Genomic DNA, 19,375 nt, shown 5'->3' on the forward strand with positions numbered 1-19,375 from the left:
GGGGCGAACCTGAATTGCAAAGGTTCGCCCCGCCGATTTCATTTTCGACCACCGCCGGCTAAAAGAGTTCCGAGAATTTCCGAGGCACCGGCGTCGAAAAGTCATGCCGTTTCCCCGTGGTCGGATGGATGAAGCTCAGCACCCCCGCATGCAGCGCCACCCGGCCGATCAACGCCCGCCGCGAACCGTACTTCTTATCGCCGACAATCGGATGACCGATGTACTCCATGTGCGCCCGAATCTGATTCTTGCGGCCCGTCTCCAGCTCCAGCTCCAGCAGTGTCACGTCGTTCCGCGCCGAGTACTTCAACACCCGAAACGCCGTATCGGCCTTCTTCCCCTCCTCGCGGTTCGTCACATAGACCTTCATCGCCTTACTCTCGGTCAGGTAGGTCGAAATCACCCCCTCGGCCTGCTCCACCCGCCCCTCGACCACCGCATAATATTTCCGCTCCACGACCGTCTCCGTCCAGCTGCTCTGCACCCGGGTCTTCACCTCCTCGCTCTTGGCGAACATCATCAGCCCGGAGGTCTCCCGATCCAGACGGTGCAGGACGAATATCTTGTTCCGCGGATCGTCCTGTTTCACATGCTCGCTCAGGATGCTGTAGGCCGTCTGCATAATCTGCTTGTCGGTCGCCACCGAGAGCAGCCCGTTCCGTTTCTCGACCACGATCAGGTCGTCGTCCTCGTAGACGATGCGCAACTTCGGATGCGAAATCCCCTCGCGCACCCGCCCCAGATCAACCTCCACCCGATCGCCCGGCACGAGCGGCGTATCGAACTGAGTCGTGATACACCCGTTCACCGCGACCTGGCGGTGAGCCAGATAGGATTTGACCGTCGTCCGGCTCCGGCCCGAAAAATAGGCGAACAGAAAGGGCAACAACGTACTCCCCTCCTCTACTGCGATCTGTATGCGGCCCGAAGCCGGTTGCGATTTTGTTTTCATGGGGACAAAAATAGGGATTTCGCGGCACAAACCCTACCCGCCGCCTCATAGAACGCGAACGAACCGACGCCTCTTCCGTCCGCCGGTCGCATCGCCTGTGGCACAAAAATTGTTCCTGCCCAAGGAGGTTTTTATATCCACCTATTTCATTATTTACCCATTTAAACCATCTTATTTTATGAAAACCTTCTACACGTTACTGGCCACCGCAGCTCTCGGGCTCGGATCGCTCGGCGCCTGGGCCGACGATGCCTCTACCGCCGCCTCCAGCGAAAATCCGCAACGGCACCGCCACGACAAACGCAACACGGTATGGATCATCGGCGCCGATCCGCAAACGGACGACGTCTGGATGCTGAAAGGCCGGGCGATCGACATCTATGCCCAAACCGTCAAACCGGGGTTCCAACAATCGGGTGTCCCGAATTTCATCATCTCGGATCGGGCCAACAAGGCGGTGTTCGGGATCGGGGGCTTCGTCAGCTTCCGGACGACGTATGACTGGAGCAATGTGATCCAAAATAAGGACTTCGTGACGTACGACATCCCGATGATCCAGACGCCGTCGAACAAACAGCGTTTCCGGATGGATGCCAGCACCTCGCGGCTCTTCTTCAAGACCATCGTACACACCAAGGCGCTGGGTAACATCGAGACCTACGTCGAAACGGACTTCCGCGGCGGAGACAACGTTCTTCGGTTGCGCGAGGCCTATGTGTCGTTCAAAGGCCTGACGTTCGGTCAGCGCACCACGACGTTCGTCGACCTGGACGCTGCGCCGACCACGATCGACTTCCAGGGGCCGAATGCCTATACGTACCAACGGAATCTGATGGTTCGCTACCACTTGCAGATCAGCCCGAACTGGGAATTCGCGGTAGCGGCCGAAATGCCGGGCGTGAGCGCCACGACTCCGGGCGAAGCGGCCTATATCGTACCTCAACGGGTTCCGGACTTCCCGGTCTACTTCCAGTACAACTGGGCGCAGGGGCGCAGCCACTTGCGTGCGTCGGGGATCATCCGTACGATGAACTACTACGACAATGTGAACCTGAGTACCATCACAAAGGTGGGCTGGGGGGCCATGCTGAGCGGTCGGATCGCGCTGAGTCGTGCGGCGAACGTTTTCGGACAGGTGGTCTACGGCGAGGGGATCGAAAACTACATCCAGGACCTGAACGGCAACGGCTACGACCTGGTTTCGAATCCGCTGCGGAGCGGCCGTTTGCAGACTTTGCCGGCCATGGGCTGGTTGGCGGGTTTCCAGGTGAATTTCAGCCCGAGCTGGCAGATGAATGCAGCGTACAGTCAGGTAAGCGTATGGAACCGCAACAACTATTTTGCTCAGGCTCCGGACACTTATCGGTTGTCGCAATACATCGTGGGTAACCTGTTCTACCACATCACTCCGGCTTTCAGCGTCGGCGCGGAATACCTCTACGGCACGCGCAAGAATGCGGATCATGCCAAAGCGCATGCGAACCGGGCTCAAATGATGGTTCAGTTCAACTTCTAACGGAGAATTTCCATACCGTAAATCCGGCAACGGGGAGCTGCTTCGGCGTCTCCCCGTTTGTTTTTAAAGAAAATTATTTACGCCTCTTCTCCGTTTGGAGGATTACGACCACCACCGACCCGATAATCAGACTCAACCCCAGCGCACCTTTCCACCCGAACGGCTCCGAAAACCAGAAGACACCCACCAGGACAGCCACCAGCGGTTCCAGCGACCCCAGCACCGAAACGATCGTCGACCCCACCCGCTCCACCGCCATCACCAGCGTCAGGTCGGAAATCACCGTCGAAACCAGCGCCAGCACCAGCAGGTTGAACGCCGTCCGCCCGTCCCGCACCAGCTCGATTCCCGTCGTCATCTCGGCATGCGTAGCAAACATCAACGCCCCCGCCAATAGGATGTAGAAAGTCAGCGGAATCGGATCCATCCGTCCGATCCCCGACTTATTGACCCCGACAATATAGATCGAATAGGTCACCACCGTGAGCAGCGCCGTCGCAATCCCCTCATAGCTGACCGCGCCGCCCGTCCAGTTGAGCAGCGCCACTCCGGCGATCGAGACCGCCGACGCTCCGAAAATCCAAATCGACTTCGGTTCGTGATAAAAAGTCATCATAATGAGCGTCACCAGCACCGGATAGAGGAAATGGATCGTCGTCGCCACCCCGCTGGGAATCATGCTGTACGACTCCAACAGCCACATCGACGTGGCGGCATAGAACCACCCGAGCACCACCAGCTTCGTCCCCTGCCGGAAGTTGATCCGGAAACTCTTTCCCCGCATCGCTCCGATCAGACCGATCAAAATCGTCGCCAGCCCGAAACGGTAAAACAAAATCGACGGCCCGGACATCGTCCCCGCCGACAAGATCGGAACGGTGAACAACGGAATCAGTCCGAATGTGGCGGAAGAGATCAACGCATAAGCGATTCCCCGGGTCTTTCGTGCGGCCTCCTGCCGCGGTGTAGCGACTGTCTTTTTCATAGCTCCCGCGAAGATACGGATAAATCCCGCCACCGGCGCCACCGGCGCCACCGGCCGCTGCCGAATTCCCCCATTCGACCAGCGTCGATTTTCACATCTGCTCCGAAATCGACATCTTTGCACCGAACGAACTCCTCCTGGACTGCCCATGAAACACCTGCTCTTCTCGGAACACCAGAAGATGGCCGAACTGATCCACACCAACTACCGACTGCTGTTCGTGCTGCCTCGGTTCGGTATCCGGCTCGGTTTCGGCGAAAAAAGCGTCGGCGACATCTGCCGCGCGCACGACCTCTCGACCAGCCTTTTTCTGCTGGTGTGCCACATCTACACCTTCGACGACTTCCTGCCCTCACCCGACCAGCTCGATTCATTCACAGCCGAAGAGCTGACCCGCTACCTGCACCGGTCGCACACCGACTACCTCGATAACCAGATACCCGAAATCCGGCAACAGGTGCTCACCCTCGCCGCCGGCTGCGAAGCCCGGAACGGACGGATTCTGGAACACTTCTTCGACGACTACAGCCGCGAGGTCATCAGCCACTTCAACTACGAAGAGACCGTCGTCTTCCCCTATATCCACAACCTGTCGGAGGGGCGCCTCTCCGACGAAGGCTACTCCATCGGCCAGTTCGAGGAGAACCACAGCAACATCGAAGAGAAACTGGGCGACCTGAAAAACATCCTCATCAAATACCTGCCCGACAGCCTGCCCGAAGCGTCGCGCAACCGGTTGCTGCTCGACCTTTTCCTGCTGGAAGACGACCTGAGCAAACACTCCCTGATCGAGGATCGCATCCTGGTACCACTGGTCGAACAATTGGAGGAGAAGACGCGATGAACGACCGACCGAACAAAAAAATCCGGCTCGCCATCGTCGAGCCTTCGCCCCTGCTCGCCGCCGGATTGCAGTCCGTGCTGACCGGCACGGGCGGCGAGTTCGACCTCTGCGGCCTTTTCGACGAGCTCGACCCGCTGCTCGAACGCGCTCCGATCGTGCGACCCGACCTGGTACTGATCGACCCCGCCGTGATCGACTTTCGAAAACGGAACACCCTCCACGGCCTATTCGACCGCCTGCCCGAAACGACTTGGGTAGCCGTCGTTTACGGCTTTATCGAGCCGGAGACACTGAAGCAGTACCACGGCGCCGTGCACATCTACGACGACCGACCGAAAATCGTCCGCAAGCTGCGCCGGGCCATTGAAGAACGGGCCCGGGAGAGCGACAACGCGACTGGAGAGAACTACGAACTGACCGACCGCGAGAGCGAGATCCTCGTCTCCGTGGCCAAAGGGATGACCAACAAAGAGATCGCCGACGCGCACCACATCTCGGTACACACCGTCATCTCGCACCGCAAGAACATCAGCCGGAAGACCGGCATCAAAACCGTCTCGGGGCTGACGGTTTACGCCCTGCTGAACAACCTGTTAGACCAGTCGGAGGTCGAATAATCGCTCCTCGTCCCACTACCAAAATCGGGGATATCCTCTCCGTTTTTTCCTCACATTTGGGGATTTCCGCCCCGCCCGGATTCGCTGACCTTTGCGATGTAAAAATCACGCAAAGATGTCAGCGAATTTATTTTGTAAGCCAACTAAATAAATGCCCGAGAGCCCCTGTCCCATCCGGAAGCCATGCCGGAAACGGACAGGAGCTCTTTTTCATCTCTGCCTTCCCAATCGATTCACAACAAAAAAATATACCATGAAAAAACGTTCGCTCTTTTTCTCGGCCCTTCTGTGCGCCACGCTGACTTTCACTGCCTGCAAAGACGACAAAGGAGTCACCCCTCCGCCCGCCAGCGGCACATTCACCGTACGCGCGCCCGTTTTCGACCGTTGGACCTACTTCTCGTTCGAACAAAGCGACACCATTCAGACCGACGGCAGCTATACCGCCCTCGCCGACAGCCGTTCGTGGGATCTCGCTTTCCACCGAGGCGACATCCGCACCAACGGCGGAGCCTCGGGCCCCGGCCGGGGAGGAGCTTTCAAAACCGAAGCGGCCGAAATGAGCGCCGTGACCGAAAATCCCGCCGAAGTCACCTACACACCCGACGTCCGGGCCGAGATCACATTCCCGACCATGCGCGAAACCGCCGACCAGTCCCGCAACGAAGTACTCGCCGACTGGTATACCAGCTCCGGCATGCCGCCGACCTACGTCGTACACCCCGACATCTACCTGATCCGCACGGCCGAAGGCAAATACGCCAAAGTACGGTTTGAGGACTACACCAACGACCTGGGCGAAGGCGGCCACATCACTTTCACATACGAATATCCGGTAAAATAAGACCATGCGCCACAAAACTCTGCTGATGGTCGGCAGCCTGGCTCTGCTGGGCCGTCCGGCCCTCTCTGCCAAAGAGAAAACCCCTCCCGGAGGAGCCGACGATCCGCTCTACGACCTGAAATCGGAAGAGATCGTGGTGACCGCCACCCGCACGCCGAAGCTGCTCAAGGACGCTCCGGTCATCACCCGCGTGATCCGCTCCGAAGAGATCCGGAAAACCGACGCCACCACCGTCAAAGACCTGCTGGAGCTGGTCATGCCGGGCATCGAATTCACCAGCCACGGCGGCACCGCCAACATCAATCTCGCGGGCATGGGCGCCAACTACGTGCTCTTCCTGATCGACGGCGAACGGATCGCCGGCGAAGCCCGCGACAACATCGACTACGACCGGCTGAACGTAGCGAACATCGAGCGGATCGAAGTAGTCAAGGGAGCCGCCTCGGCCCTCTACGGCTCGAACGCCATCGGCGGTGTGGTGAACATCATCACCAAGAAAGCCACCGAGCCCTGGCAGCTGAACCTCAACGGCCGATACGGAAGCCTCAACGAACAACGCTACGGCGGCTCGCTGGGCTTCAACACCCGCCGGTTCAACAGTTTCACGACGGGCACCTACAAACACCGCAACAGTTATTCGATGACCGACCGGAAATTCTCCTATATCGAATATCCCGACGGCACACAGCAGCCCGACGGCGAGACACTGGGCACGACATATATCTACGGCTACAGCGACTGGGACATCGATCAGAAATTCGTCATCCGACCGGTCGATCCGCTCACCATGACCCTCGCCGGCACCTACTACAACCACGAACAATACTCCAGCGACAAAGTCCACGACCTGTTCCGCGGCTACACCGGCCGGATCCATCTGAACTACGCCGTCAATGAGCGACAGAACATCGAGGCGAGCTACAAATTCGACGAATACGACAAGTTCGACTACTACCTGCGGTTGGACGAGAAAGACAAAAATTACGTCAACATACAACATACGGCCCGGCTCCAATACAACAACACCTTCCGCAAAGCCGGGACACTGACCGCCGGTCTCGAATTTTTCGGCGACAAACTGAACACCTACCAGTTCGACAGCGACGACCCGAAACACTCGACCGAGACCTACGTAGCCTTCGCCCAGCACGACGTGAACCTCGTTCCGAAACTCAACCTCGTCTACGGCGCCCGTCTCGACTACCACTCGACCTACGGCGCCCACGTCAGCCCGAAAGTCTCCCTGATGTACAAGCTCCGCCCCATGACCTTCCGGGCCTCTTACGGCGAAGGGTTTAAATCTCCGACGCTCAAGGAGCTGTATACCGACTGGAGTCACCAGGGGATGTTCCAGCTGATCGGCAACCCCGACCTGATTCCCGAAAAGAGCCGAAACTTCTCCCTGTCGGCCGAATACACACAGAAGCGCGTCTCCGCCTCCGTCATCGGCTACTACAACCGCATCCGGGACAAGATCTCGACCGTCTGGAATGCCGCAGCCGACTCCTCGTTCTACACCAATATCGGCCGTTCCACCGTGTGGGGCATCGATGCCAACGTCTCGGTCAAACTCCCCTACGGATTCGGCATCACCGCATCGTACGCCTACATCCACGACTCCCAGCCGGTGGACGGGGTCAACACCTCGACCGCCCGGCCGCACACAGCCACCGTCCGGTTCGAATACGGTCTCAAGCGCCAGAACTACGGACTGGACGTGAACCTGACCGGCCGCATCCTGAGCGCCGTGACGACCCACACCTTCGACGACGCCTACGTGAATCCGGACGGCACGACGGGAGCCCTCTACCGGCAACGCTACCCGGCCTACACCATGTGGAAGCTGGTCGTGACCCAACGGCTCCGCAACGCCGTAAGCCTCAGTCTCGGCGCCGACAACCTGTTCGACTACCGGCCCGACGTCCACAGTTTCAACACCTCCGTCTCGCCGGGAATCACCTTTTTTGCCGGTCTCTCGCTCGACATCGAACAACTCGCCCGAAAAAAACACTAACCTATGAACCGCAAAAAGATACTGCTGCTCGGCTTCGTTCTCCTCGCACTCGCGGGCGTCGGCTACGCTCTCCTGAGACCGACCCGGGTGGCGCTGGTCAATTTCCCGCGCTACCAGACGGCCCGCATGGCCCAATCGTTGGATAACCGCTCGATCAAACTCTTCTCGGTGGAACTGGAAGAGTTCGAGACCTTGAAAAACTACGACGCCGTGCTGATCTTCGGCATGGGCATCCGGATGACTGACGACCACCGGGCCCTGCTCGAAAAACTCAAGGCCAAAGGGACACCGATCTATTCCACCTCGGTGACCGACCCCGTGAACCGCATCACGAGCCTCGACTCCGTCCGACAGTCCACCGTGAAAGCCTACCTAGACAACGGCGGCACACGGAACTACCGCAGCCTGTTCAACTACATCCGCCGCGAACTGAAGGGCCGGAAGCTCTTTACCGGCCCCGTCGAACCGCCCGTGGCGATCAGCAGCGACGTCCTGTTCCATCTGGACGACGAACAGACCTTCTCCACTGTCGACGAGTTCGACACCTATTACACCGCTCAGGGTTTCCGCCGCCCAAACGGCCCGAAAGTGACTCTGCTGGTCGGCATGGCCGGGCCGTTCGACACCAACAAAGAGCACCTCGACTCACTGATTACGGCACTCGAACGGCGCGGCATGAACGTCTATCCGATTTCGAGCTTCGGCCGACGGCTGGAGCTGTTGCAGGAGATCGGGCCCGACGCCGTCGTCTACCTGCCCCACGGCCGTCTGGCGATGGGACAGGGCGAACGGGCCGTCGAGTGGCTCCGGGAACGGAACATTCCGCTCTTCTGCCCCCTCACCCTCAACGACACCTACGACCGCTGGATGGAAGACCGACAGGGAATGGTAAGCGGTTTCCTGAGCCAGAGCATCGTCATGCCCGAACTCGACGGCGGCATTGTTCCGATGGCCCTCAACGCCCAATTCATCGACAACGAGGGACTCTACCTTTTCAAATCCATACCCGGCCGGACAGAACAATTCGCCGCCACCGTCGCGAACTACCTGAAACTCCGCACGAAGCCCAACAAGAATAAAAAAGTGGCCGTCTACTACTTCAAAGGCCCCGGCAGCCACTCGCTGGTCGCCTCGGGACTCGAGGTACTGCCCTCGCTGTACAATTTTCTGAAGAAACTGCAGAGCGAGGGGTACGACCTGAGCGGCCTGCCCGCTTCGGAAAAGGAATTCGAAGAACTGGTGATGGAGCGCGGCCCGGTCTTCAACAGCTATGCCGAGGGGAACATCGAGCGCTACCTGCACTCCGGTCATCCCGAACTGATTCCGTCCGCAGACTACGACAGCTGGCTTCGCCAGACATTGCGACCGGAACAGTACGCCGAGCTGACCGCCAAACACGGCGCAGCTCCGGGCGCCTTCTACACCGCCGGCGACAGCATCGCCGTAACCCGGATCCGGTTCGGGAACATCGTCCTGCTGCCCCAGCCGACCCAAAGCACCGGCGAGAATACCTTCGCCGCCGTTCACGGCGACAACCCGATCCCGCCGCACCACTACCTGGCCTCCTACCTCTGGACACGCTACGGTTTCGGCGCCGACGCCATGCTCCACTTCGGCACGCACGGCTCGCTGGAGTTCATCCCCGGCAAACAGGTCGCCCTCTCGACCGCCGACTGGAGCGACCGGTTAGTGGGCGATCTGCCCCACCTCTATCTCTACACGATCGGCGACGTGGGCGAAGGGATCATCGCCAAACGGCGCACCTACGCCGCCACCGTATCGCACCTGACCCCGCCTTTTATCGAAACCGCCCTGCGCAGCACGGTGGAGACGTTGTCGGAACGCATCCGAAACTACCTCGCCCAAGAAGAGTCCCAACGGATGCCACACGAAAACCTCTCCATCAAACAATTGACCCTGCAAATGGGGCTCCATCGCGATCTGAAATTAGACAGCGTGCCGAATCGGCCCTACACGGACGAAGAGATCGAACGGATCGAAAATTTCGCCGAAGAGCTCTGCTCCGAGAAGATCGCCGGCGGAATGTACACCCTCGGCGCGGCGTTCCCCCCGGAAAAGATCCGCTCGTCGGTCGAATTGCTCGCCACCGACCCGATCGCCTACGGACTGGCCGCACTCGACAAGGCAACGGGTAAAGTCACGCAGAAGCAGATCGACCGGGCTGCATTTTTCAACCGCCGCTACCAAACCTCCGCTCGTCAGACGGTCGAACGCCTGCTGACCCAGCCCGCATGGACGACGGAAGCCGCCCTGACTTCGCTGGGCATCTCGCCCAAACAGCTGGCCCGGGCCCGACAGATTCAGACTCTGTCGCAGCCCAAAAACCGCCTGGCCATGCTTCGCGCCAGACCCGCCGCCCCATCCACCGTACCGACCGACACCCTATCGGCTGCCGAAAAAGCATGGGCCGAAGCCCTGACCCAGATCGCCGACGCGGTAACGAACGTGCGCAACTACCATTCCGCCCTGGAAGAGAGCCCGAACGCCGAACTGACATCGCTCGTCCGAGCCCTGAACGGCGGCTACCTCGCCCCGACGCCGGGAGGCGACTACATCGCCAACCCGAACACCCTGCCCACCGGGCGCAACCTCTACTCCATCAACGCCGAGGCGACTCCCTCGCCCGACGCCTGGGCCAAAGGCGTCGCGATGGGGGAACAGATGCTGGCCGACTACCTGAAAAACCACGGCGGCAACTATCCGCAGAAAGTGAGTTTCACCCTCTGGTCGGGCGCCTTCATCGAAAGCGAAGGAGCCACCATCGCCCAGATTCTGTGGCTGCTCGGCGTAGAGCCCATCCGCGACCAGTTCGGCCGTGTGATGGACATCCGTCCGGTTCCGGCCTCCGAGCTGAACCGCCCGCGGATCGACGTGGTGGTACAGACCTCCGGCCAGCTGCGCGACTTAGCCGCTTCCCGGTTAGCCCTGATCCAGAAAGCGGTCGACTTGACAGCCGCACTCGACGACGGCGAAAACTACGTCGCCCAGGGACGTTTGGCTGCCGAAAAAGTGCTGCTCGAAAAAGGTTTTTCACCGAAAGCGGCCCGCGAACTCTCGACCCGCCGGATTTTCGGCGGCCTGAACGGCATGACCGGCACCGGCATTACTGCGCTGGTCGAAAGCGGCGACCGGTGGGAGTCCGACAACGAAATCGCCGCGACCTACCTCAACAACATGGGCGCCGCCTACGGCAGCTCCGAAGCGTGGGGCGACTTCCATCCCGGCCTCTTCGAAGCCGCCCTGCAGAACACCGATGCCGTCGTCCAGCCGCGCCAAAGCCACACCTGGGGCGCGCTGAGCCTCGACCACGTGTATGAATTCATGGGCGGCCTGAACCTGACCGTCCGGAACGTGACGGGGCGCGATCCCGACACCTATTTCAACGACCTGCGCAACCGCCACCACGCCCGCGTACAAGAGCTCAAAGCCGCCATCGGCGTCGAAACGCGCACCACCCTCTTCAATCCGGTCTATATCCGCGAACAGATGCAGGGAGGCGCCTCTTCGGCCGAACGGTTGACCGAAGTCGTGCGGAACACCTACGGATGGAACGTCATGAAACCGGCAGCCATCGACCGGGAGATCTGGGACGGCATCTATCATATTTATGTCGCCGACCACCTGCATTTAGGCACCCAAGCCTTTTTCGAACGCGAAAACCCCGCCGCCCTGCAAGAGATGACAGCCGTCATGCTGGAGACCGCCCGCAAAGGCTACTGGCAGGCTACGCCGGAACAGCTGAAGAGCCTCTCCGAACTACACAGCGGGCTGGTGACCCGTCACGGAGCGGCATGCAGCGGCTTCACCTGCGACAACGCCAAACTGCGCGACTTCATCGGTCGGCAACTGACTCCCGAAGAGGCCGAAACCTACCGGACATCCGTCGACCGGGCCCTTTCCGCCGCCCCGTCGGAGGGCACGGAACAGCAGGGAACGGTGCTCAAAAAAGAGACCTTGAACCGCGCCGCCGACACCCGCCGACCCTTCGGCAGCCTGGGTATCGCCCTGGGAGCCTTCGGCCTGATCTGCGCCGCCGCAGGCGGCATCCGAATCATCCGCAAGCTGCGTAAAAGAAAGGCATAACCCCGACTATGGAAAGCGTTCTACTCCTTCTGACCCTGCTGGCGCTCGTCAAGACGGTACTGACCGACAGCCTCCTGCCCCGACGTTGGCAGGGGGTGGTGTTCGGCCTGCTCTGCGCCGGCTTCGTCTGGTTCTGCCACCCGTATGCGCTGGAGCTCAACAAGCTCCAGGTCGAACAGGCGCTCTACGCCAAAGATGCCCTGATGAACATCTCGCTGATCGTGATGCTCGACCTGCTGCTGACATTCGGCAACTGTCGGGCAAGGATCGTTCCCCGGCGCAAGACCCGCTGGATGAGATACATCCCGACCCTGTTGATCTTCCCTGCGATATTCTACCTGCAAATCAATCTTTTTTTCACCTTCGCCGGAAGTTCGTTCACCGCCGTCAGTATCTGGCTGGCCATCGGCCTCTTCGTGATCCTGACGGGCGGCGACTGGGCGACGCGAGCCCTGATTCCATCGGAAGAGGGCCGCATCGAACTGACCTTACTGACCGGGATGCTGATTTTCGCACTCACAATCTGCTGCACCGTTTTCCATCCGTCGGCCATCGTGGTCAGCCACAGCGCGCCGATCGACTGGCGCGGCATGGGGCTGGCCCTGTCGGTCACGGGCGTGCTCTTCGCCGCGGGATACTTCGCCCCCCGCCTCCTGAAAAAGCTGAAAAAACAACACAACTAATAAATATGGAATACGTTTCAAACCTCCTCTTCTGGATATCGAACGGCCTGCTGGTACCCGTTATCGTCGGCCTGCTTCTCGTCTTCGTCCAGGCGATTTTCCGACTGGGCGGCTTTTATAACCGATACCAGCAACGCCGCCAAGCCAGTCGGGCGATCCGTCCCCGACTCGACAGCCTCGACAGCGCCGACCTTCCCGCTTTCGGCGAACTGCTCGCCGCCCAGCCGACATCGGACTTTACCCGTGCCGCCCGCCGACTGATCGACGGCAACGGCTCCGAAGCCGCCAACCACCGCATCGTTTCGGACTACGAGATCGCCGCCGACCGGACACTGGGACGCGCCCGGCTGCTGACCAAATTCGGCCCCATTCTGGGCCTGATGGGCACCCTGATTCCGATGGGGCCCGCCCTGACCGGACTCTCGACCGGCGACGTCGCCACCATGGCCTACAACATGCAAGTCGCCTTCGCCACCACCGTCATCGGCCTCTTCGCCGGCGCCGTCGGTTTCGTCCTGCTCCAGATCGAACAACGCTGGGCCGCCCGCGACCTCGCCTCGCTGGACTACCTCTCGGCCCTCGCGCTCGAACGGCGCCGCCCGGACGCGAACGCTCACCCCAACACCCCGCAGGCATGAAACGCAGAAAAATCCTGAACACGGGCGAAGACCACGACCCGGTCGCGCTGCTCTCGAACCTCTTCGACGTAGCGATGGTCTTCGCCGTCGCCCTGATGGTCGCCCTGGTGACCCGCTTCAACATGACCGAACTCTTCTCGCAGGAAGACTATACGATGGTCAAAAATCCCGGCACCCCCGAAATGGAGATCATCGCCAAAGAGGGTCAGACCATTACGCGCTACAAACCCTCCGAATCGCAGACGAGTTCGGGCCCCAAAGGACGCAAAGTGGGCGTCGCCTACGAATTGGAGAACGGCGAGATCATCTACGTACCCGAATAGCTCCGATTTTTCGTCTATCTTTGTCCGACATCCGCCGGTCGCGAACGACATGAAAATTCTGGTGCTCGACAACTACGACTCCTTTACCTACAACCTCGTCCAACTGCTCCGCGAGGCCGGGGCCGACCGGATCGACGTGCGTCTCAACGACCGGATCCCGCTGGAGGCGGCGGAGTCCTACGACAAAATCGTGCTCTCGCCGGGCCCGGGAGTGCCTTCGGACGCAGGCCTCCTCCTGCCCTTGATCCGGCGATACGCCCCCTCTAAAAGTATCCTCGGCATCTGCCTCGGCGAACAGGCCATCGCCGAGTGCTTCGGTGCCCGGCTGGCTAACCTGCCGCAGGTCTGCCACGGCATCGCCAGCCGAATCGAAATCATCGAGCCCGACCCGCTGTTCGCTGGCCTTCCGGCCCGACCGGAGGTAGGACGCTACCACTCGTGGGTCGTCGATCGGCACGGATTTCCGGACGATACCCTGAAAGTGACCGCCGTGGATGCCGACGGAGCGATCATGGCCCTCGCCCATCGTCGCTACGATGTGCGCGGCGTGCAGTTCCACCCCGAATCGATCCTCACGCCGGAGGGGGGACTCATGATCGCCAACTGGCTCCGATACGACCCGAAAGGCTGAAACCGGCCGCAACGGTTTTACAACGGTAATCCGTCAATCACAAAAAGGCCGGCCCGAAAGTGAATTTTATATAAAAACAGCCAGTAATTTATCAATCAGGAATTTATCGGAATCACTAAAATAATCACTTTATCTTTTTCTCGCTTATACCATCTTGCCATTCCGGCTCTCTTCTCCCTGATCTTCCGTCTTGACCCATTTCTTACCCATTTATTCCGAGAGGCAACGCAACTGAAGACCGTAGGCCCGGTAGTTTGTGCTATTGGGAAGAAGTATCGATGCGTTGAAACTTAAATGAAAACTCTTGCTTTCGCCGACTATGGTCGCCCAACTGTGGCCATTGCTACCCACGCTCCATAATCCACCTGAGGTATGTGCGCGGTAGCCCGGGGCGCGCCCGTTTATTCCGAGAGGCAACGCAACTGAAGACCGTGACCGCGGTAGTCCACGCTGCTGGGATAGAGGTACTGTGAACTGAAACTCAAGTCCAGGCCGTAGATGCTGCTTGCGGCGGAAGACCAGACGAACCCGCGGTTGCCGACGTGCCACAACGCGCCCTCATCGAAGGCGCGGAAGCCCGGGGCGGGGTCTCTGCCGTTTATTCCGAGAGGCAACGCAACTGGAAACCGTCGGCACTGTGGTATGAGTGGCTGGGTTGAGACGCATTCATCATGAAGCGCAGGTATAAACCCGATTGTTGGTTCATCGAGGCAGAGTAGCTGTATCCGCCGTTTCCGGTGTGCCATAAGAAGCCCTCCTCACCGCCGCGGAGGCCCGGGGCGGAGCATTTGCCTCCATTTATTCCGAGAGGCAACGCAACTGAAAACCGTGAGCGTTACCATACATGCGACAAGGAGTGAGCCAGGTCATACCGAATCCCAAGTGTAGACCATCCGTATCCCGGTTCGTAGAAGACCAACTGTAACCATCGGCACCAATATAAAATAGTGCACCTGAGATGCGATAGCGGTAGCCCGGGGCGGCGCCGCTCGGCACGTGAACCGCCCACCACTGCCCCACTGACTGCCTCTACTCTAAATTTCCCCCGCGAACCCCGCATCGCAACCGCAATTTAGGTTGGGACAACTTCGAAAATAGAGCTATCTTTGTGAACCGGACGGACGCAGTGCGCCGTCCCCCTCTTTCTTTAACCGCAGACCATGGCTCAACAAGCCTCGCCGCTCCTCTTAGGGACCGAAAAAATATCCACCCTCTTGCTGCGCTATGCCATCCCGGCGATCATCGCCATGACGGCAGCATCGCTGTACAACCTGATGGACAGCATCTTCATCGGGCACGGAGTGGGGCCGCTGGCCTTGTCGGGATTGGGAATCACCATGCCGCTGATGAACCTCGGCGCAGCTTTCGGCTCGTTAGTGGGGATCGGGGCCTCGACCCAGCTCTCCATCAAGATGGGACAGGACGACCGCGACAGTGCTTTGCTGATTCTCGGCAACGTCATCATCCTCAACACCGTTATCGGAATCGCCTACTCGGTGATCGGGCTGCCTTTTCTGGACTCGATACTCTACTTTTTCGGCGCCAGCGACAACACGATCGGATTCGCGCGGAGCTACATGTTCATCATTCTGGCGGGAAACGTCATCACCCACGTCTACCTCGGGCTGAACGACATGCTTCGGGCCTCGGGCTATCCGGGACGAGCCATGGCAATTATGCTCACAGCCGTGATTCTCAACGGGATACTCAACGCCATCTTCATCTTCGGTTTCGGTTGGGGGATCGCCGGAGCGGCCTGGGCGACGATCATCGCACAGGCGGTGGCCATGGGGCTCGAATTGAACCACTTCCTGAACAAGAAGAGCTTCATCCACTTCACCCGCGCCACGATCCGGCTCAAACGAACCATCGTCAAAGGAATCCTGTCGATCGGGATGGCCCCTTTCCTGATGTACGTCTGCTCCAGCGTGATCGTCATCCTGATCAACAAATCGCTGCTCCACCACGGCGGCGACCTCTACATCGGAGCCTACAGCAACGTGAACCGCATCGCGATGCTCTTCGTGATGATCGTCATGGGACTCAATCAGGGGATGCAGCCGATCGTCGGTTACAACTTCGGCGCGCGGAAGTTCGACCGCGTGACCCGTACCTTCAAATACGTCGTCTACTGCGCCGTAGCCGTCACCACCACCGGCTTTCTGATCTGCCAGCTCTTTCCGCGGCACATCACCATGCTCTTCACGGACGACCCGGAACTGCTCGCCATTTCGAGCCACGGTCTACGGATCGTTCTCGCCATGTTCCCCATCGTCGGATTCCAGATGGTGACCTCCAACTTCTTCCAGTCGATCGGGATGGCGCCCAAAGCGATTTTCCTCTCCCTCACCCGGCAAATGCTCTTTCTCGTACCGTTTCTGTTGGTGTTGCCGAACTTTTTCGGCGCGAACGGCGTCTGGATGAGCATGCCGCTGGCCGACTGCGCCGCCACTACGCTGGCCGCGATTCTGCTCTGGAAACAGTTCCGGAAATTCCGCCGGATACAACCACAGCCGAGCTCATCTGCTATCACTGAATAACAACTACTTAGAACCATTCGTTCGCCATGGAAACACCCCGCTTCGTCATCACCATCGGCCGCCAGTTCGGCAGCGGCGGCCGCGAACTGGGCCGCCGGCTCGCCGATCTCTTCCAAATCCCCTACTACGACAAGGAACTGATCGCCGAAGCCTCCAAAGAGAGCGGCCTCGACCCGGAATGTTTCGAAAAAGCGGACGAACAGGCGCCAAGCACCCTGATGCACGCCCTGGCCACCAGCCTCATGATGGGAGGCGGAGCGATGCGCAGCCAGGGGAACGCCCTGGCCGGCGAAAACATCTTCAAATTCCAGTCCGACGTGATCCACGAAGTGGCCCGAATGGGGTCGTGCGTCATCGTGGGACGCTGCGCCGACTACATCCTGCGCAATGAGCCGCTCTGCATCAGCACCTTCATCTACGCCTCCGAAGCCGACCGCATCGCGCGCATCATGCGCTGCCACGGCGCACAGAGCCCGAAAGAGGCCATCGACATGATGCGGAAAATCGACAAAAAGCGCGCCGCCTACTACGACTTCTACACCGACAAATCGTGGGGCGCTGCGACCTCCTATGACCTTTGTATCGACTCGTCGGTTTTGGGGATCGACCGAACGGCAGAACTCTTGCGCAGCTATACCGAACAGCGCATCGCTACCGCCGCCGCTCAGTCGGGACAGCCGACACAGGAGCCGGTACGCTGACCGGCGGCTCCCACTCCATTGTCTCGCCCCGTAGCGGCCTCCAGTCCTCGTCCACCTCGGGCAGCCCCTCCACCCGGGCCGACCGATTCGCCGAGAGCGGCAGGCACTCCATCTCCCACGGCAACCGATACTGCGCCCCGTTCGCGCCCAGCCGGTCGCGCAGCTCGCGACACAGCCGGTAACGCGTCATATTGTGCGTCAGGTATCCCAACTTCAACACCTCGCCCATCCGCGGAATCATCTTCAGCTTCATCTTATAGCACTTATAGTGCGTCATATAACCCAGATAGGAGTTCATCGCCGCCTGCATATAGACCAGAAACGTCCGCGACGGCCTCGGATGCGTCCGGATATAGGCATTCATCGACATCAGCAACGCACTGAAATGGTTGCGCGTCCGATTGACCATGTAGCGCCGATAAGGCTTCACCACCGCCCCGAGAAAAGTCACCCCCTTCGAAATCTCCTGCAAATAGATCTTCTTCGGATGCAGCGTCAGTCCCAGATGCTCCTTCAGGTAGGCATCGATCTCGCGGATATGCCGCTTCAGCAACTCCTTGTCCCGATGGATGATATAAAAATCGTCCACATACCGCCCGTAGTGCCGAAGTCCCAGCCGACGCTTGATAAAGTGGTCGAAATCGTTCAGATAGATATTGCTGAACAGCTGCGACGTCAGATTCCCGATCGGCAGCCCGCACCCCTTCGGCGACGTAAAGAGACTCTTGCTCCGCGGCAGGTCTGCCCACTTCGACCGGCTCCCCCGAATGATGCAATTCTCGGTCGGATCGTTGAAGACCACCTCGCGCAACAGAAAGAAAATCAGATCGTAATCCAGTAATTCGTTCCACGGCTTCCCCTTGTGCGACCTCCTCGGCCCCATCTTCCTCATCACCCGCTCGATAATCTCAAACATAATCCTCCGGTCGATATTCATAAAATAGCCCTGAATATCGAGCTTCAACACATAGCACCTCTCGCGATAATTGTCCGAACACGACCGGATGTGATGCTCCAGCCGCTGAATACCGTAGAGCGTCCCCTTGTTTTTCAGACAGGAATAGCTGTCGGCGATAAACGTCCGTTCGAACATCGGCGAGATGTAGTTATATAACAGATGATGCACGACCCGGTCGCGAAAATCGGCCGCGAATATCTCCCGTTTGACCGGATGCTCCACCATGAAACAGACGCTCGGCCCCACCCGATACTCCCGGCTGTGAATCTGGTTGTAAAGTTCGATCAGATTGGTCTCCAGATCCATCTCGAACCGCAACTGATTGCGTGTATTCCGTTTGTGTTTCCGCGCATCGAAGTAGGCCCGGAAGAGGTCTTCGAGCAACGTGTCCGGTCGTTCGCCGACTGAACTCTTTTCTTTATTTTCTTCCATAATTATTTTATTCGAACGCTATTATTCCCGCTTATCGCCGGATCCGCTGCATCGCAAAAAGAAGAAACAGGGAGGGCGATAAATGCTGAGAGGCAACGCAACGGAAAGCCGTTGGCACGGTTGTTTGAGTTGCTGGGCTGAGCCGCATTCACGACGAAACGCAAATAGACGCCGTTCGTCCCGTTAGTCGCAGCCGACCAGACGGAACCCTCGTTGCCGACGTTGTTCAGCGCGCCCGAGGTGTTGTTGCGGAAGCCCGGGGCCTCATCCGTGTTGGCAGTCGCTCGAGTGATACGCCTCCGAGTCGCCGGCGAGGCGAAAGTCGGAGCATACCTGACAATCTATAGCTGACCGGTCGGTCAGCGGACTGCTGAATTTATCGTTCACTCTGCCGGCCACTCTTGACGACCGACACTCCGGCATCCCTGTTTCCCTTCTGTTTATTCCGAGAGGCAACGCAACTGAAAACCGTAGCCGCGGTAGTCCGAGCAGCTGGGATCGAGGCTCTGCGAATGGAAATCCAAGCACAGGCCACGGTAGTGGTCGCCCGAATCGTAGAACGCGGACGACCAGCTGAATCCGAAGTAGCCGAC

18 protein-coding genes are annotated in these 19,375 nt (G+C 59.3%); 12 read left to right on the top strand and 6 right to left on the bottom strand.

Features of this window, described 5'->3' with window-relative positions:
• Nucleotides 1-58 precede the first annotated feature (58 nt).
• Entirely contained in the window at nucleotides 59-952 is an 894-nt protein-coding gene (locus QZ302_RS04280) for an RluA family pseudouridine synthase (RefSeq protein WP_294592858.1), read from the bottom strand.
• A gap of 178 nt (nucleotides 953-1,130) precedes the next feature.
• Between QZ302_RS04280 and QZ302_RS04285 the strand changes: the two genes are divergently transcribed.
• On the top strand, nucleotides 1,131-2,468 hold the full coding sequence (locus QZ302_RS04285) for a DcaP family trimeric outer membrane transporter (RefSeq protein ID WP_294592859.1): 1,338 nt from the start codon (nucleotides 1,131-1,133) through the stop codon (nucleotides 2,466-2,468).
• A gap of 73 nt (nucleotides 2,469-2,541) precedes the next feature.
• On the opposite strand, the gene QZ302_RS04290 is transcribed toward QZ302_RS04285, so the two are convergent.
• Nucleotides 2,542-3,453 (bottom strand): DMT family transporter, encoded by a 912-nt coding sequence (locus QZ302_RS04290; protein ID WP_294592861.1) that lies wholly within the window; start codon nucleotides 3,451-3,453, stop codon nucleotides 2,542-2,544.
• A gap of 148 nt (nucleotides 3,454-3,601) precedes the next feature.
• Between QZ302_RS04290 and QZ302_RS04295 the strand changes: the two genes are divergently transcribed.
• The 9 genes from QZ302_RS04295 to QZ302_RS04335 all read left to right on the top strand — a co-directional run bounded on the left by QZ302_RS04295 (nucleotide 3,602) and on the right by QZ302_RS04335 (nucleotide 14,151).
• Complete coding sequence (locus QZ302_RS04295; RefSeq protein ID WP_294592863.1) at nucleotides 3,602-4,297, top strand: hemerythrin domain-containing protein; 696 nt, start codon at nucleotides 3,602-3,604, stop codon at nucleotides 4,295-4,297.
• The gene (locus QZ302_RS04300) at nucleotides 4,294-4,914 is read left to right on the top strand and encodes a response regulator transcription factor (protein ID WP_294592865.1); all 621 of its coding nucleotides are present in this window, start codon (nucleotides 4,294-4,296) and stop codon (nucleotides 4,912-4,914) included. The genes QZ302_RS04295 and QZ302_RS04300 overlap by 4 nt, the downstream gene beginning before the upstream one ends.
• A 253-nt stretch (nucleotides 4,915-5,167) precedes the next feature.
• Complete coding sequence (locus QZ302_RS04305; protein WP_294592867.1) at nucleotides 5,168-5,758, top strand: HmuY family protein; 591 nt, start codon at nucleotides 5,168-5,170, stop codon at nucleotides 5,756-5,758.
• 4 nt (nucleotides 5,759-5,762) lie between these two features.
• On the top strand, nucleotides 5,763-7,772 hold the full coding sequence (locus QZ302_RS04310) for a TonB-dependent receptor (RefSeq protein WP_294592871.1): 2,010 nt from the start codon (nucleotides 5,763-5,765) through the stop codon (nucleotides 7,770-7,772).
• A 3-nt stretch (nucleotides 7,773-7,775) separates the two neighbouring features.
• Nucleotides 7,776-11,876 carry a cobaltochelatase subunit CobN gene (locus QZ302_RS04315; protein ID WP_294592874.1) on the top strand — a complete coding sequence of 1,367 codons (4,101 nt, stop codon included), beginning with the start codon at nucleotides 7,776-7,778 and terminating at the stop codon, nucleotides 11,874-11,876.
• Nucleotides 11,877-11,884: 8 nt separating this feature from the next.
• A complete protein-coding gene (locus QZ302_RS04320; RefSeq protein WP_294592876.1) occupies nucleotides 11,885-12,559 on the top strand; it encodes a hypothetical protein in 675 nt (224 codons plus the stop codon).
• Nucleotides 12,560-12,564: 5 nt separating this feature from the next.
• On the top strand, nucleotides 12,565-13,197 hold the full coding sequence (locus tag QZ302_RS04325; RefSeq protein ID WP_294592878.1) for a MotA/TolQ/ExbB proton channel family protein: 633 nt from the start codon (nucleotides 12,565-12,567) through the stop codon (nucleotides 13,195-13,197).
• Complete coding sequence (locus QZ302_RS04330) at nucleotides 13,194-13,520, top strand: DUF2149 domain-containing protein (protein WP_294592880.1); 327 nt, start codon at nucleotides 13,194-13,196, stop codon at nucleotides 13,518-13,520. The genes QZ302_RS04325 and QZ302_RS04330 overlap by 4 nt, the downstream gene beginning before the upstream one ends.
• Nucleotides 13,521-13,569: 49 nt before the next feature.
• Nucleotides 13,570-14,151: an aminodeoxychorismate/anthranilate synthase component II gene (locus QZ302_RS04335; RefSeq protein ID WP_294592882.1), complete on the top strand. Its 582-nt coding sequence runs from the start codon at nucleotides 13,570-13,572 to the stop codon at nucleotides 14,149-14,151.
• Nucleotides 14,152-14,361: 210 nt separating this feature from the next.
• Here QZ302_RS04335 and QZ302_RS04340 read toward each other — a convergent pair whose 3' ends face one another.
• The 3 genes from QZ302_RS04340 to QZ302_RS04350 form a co-directional block, all read right to left on the bottom strand.
• The gene (locus tag QZ302_RS04340; protein WP_294592884.1) at nucleotides 14,362-14,568 is read right to left on the bottom strand and encodes a hypothetical protein; all 207 of its coding nucleotides are present in this window, start codon (nucleotides 14,566-14,568) and stop codon (nucleotides 14,362-14,364) included.
• The gene (locus QZ302_RS04345; protein ID WP_294592886.1) at nucleotides 14,553-14,765 is read right to left on the bottom strand and encodes a hypothetical protein; all 213 of its coding nucleotides are present in this window, start codon (nucleotides 14,763-14,765) and stop codon (nucleotides 14,553-14,555) included. Before QZ302_RS04345 ends, QZ302_RS04340 begins: the two co-directional genes overlap by 16 nt.
• A gap of 184 nt (nucleotides 14,766-14,949) precedes the next feature.
• A complete protein-coding gene (locus tag QZ302_RS04350; RefSeq protein ID WP_294592888.1) occupies nucleotides 14,950-15,171 on the bottom strand; it encodes a hypothetical protein in 222 nt (73 codons plus the stop codon).
• A 140-nt stretch (nucleotides 15,172-15,311) separates the two neighbouring features.
• On the opposite strand from QZ302_RS04350, the gene QZ302_RS04355 reads away from it, so the two are divergent.
• Together QZ302_RS04355 and QZ302_RS04360 are read left to right on the top strand one after the other, a co-directional pair.
• Entirely contained in the window at nucleotides 15,312-16,691 is a 1,380-nt protein-coding gene (locus QZ302_RS04355; RefSeq protein ID WP_294592891.1) for an MATE family efflux transporter, read from the top strand.
• Nucleotides 16,692-16,717: 26 nt separating this feature from the next.
• Nucleotides 16,718-17,392, top strand: a complete 675-nt coding sequence (locus QZ302_RS04360; protein WP_294592893.1) for a cytidylate kinase-like family protein — start codon at nucleotides 16,718-16,720, stop codon at nucleotides 17,390-17,392.
• Here QZ302_RS04360 and QZ302_RS04365 read toward each other — a convergent pair.
• A complete protein-coding gene (locus tag QZ302_RS04365; protein WP_294592895.1) occupies nucleotides 17,343-18,782 on the bottom strand; it encodes an RNA-directed DNA polymerase in 1,440 nt (479 codons plus the stop codon). The genes QZ302_RS04360 and QZ302_RS04365 overlap by 50 nt on opposite strands.
• Between the last annotated feature and the right edge of the window lie 593 nt (nucleotides 18,783-19,375).

Source organism: uncultured Rikenella sp., assembly GCF_910579375.1.
Classification (GTDB): domain Bacteria; phylum Bacteroidota; class Bacteroidia; order Bacteroidales; family Rikenellaceae; genus Rikenella.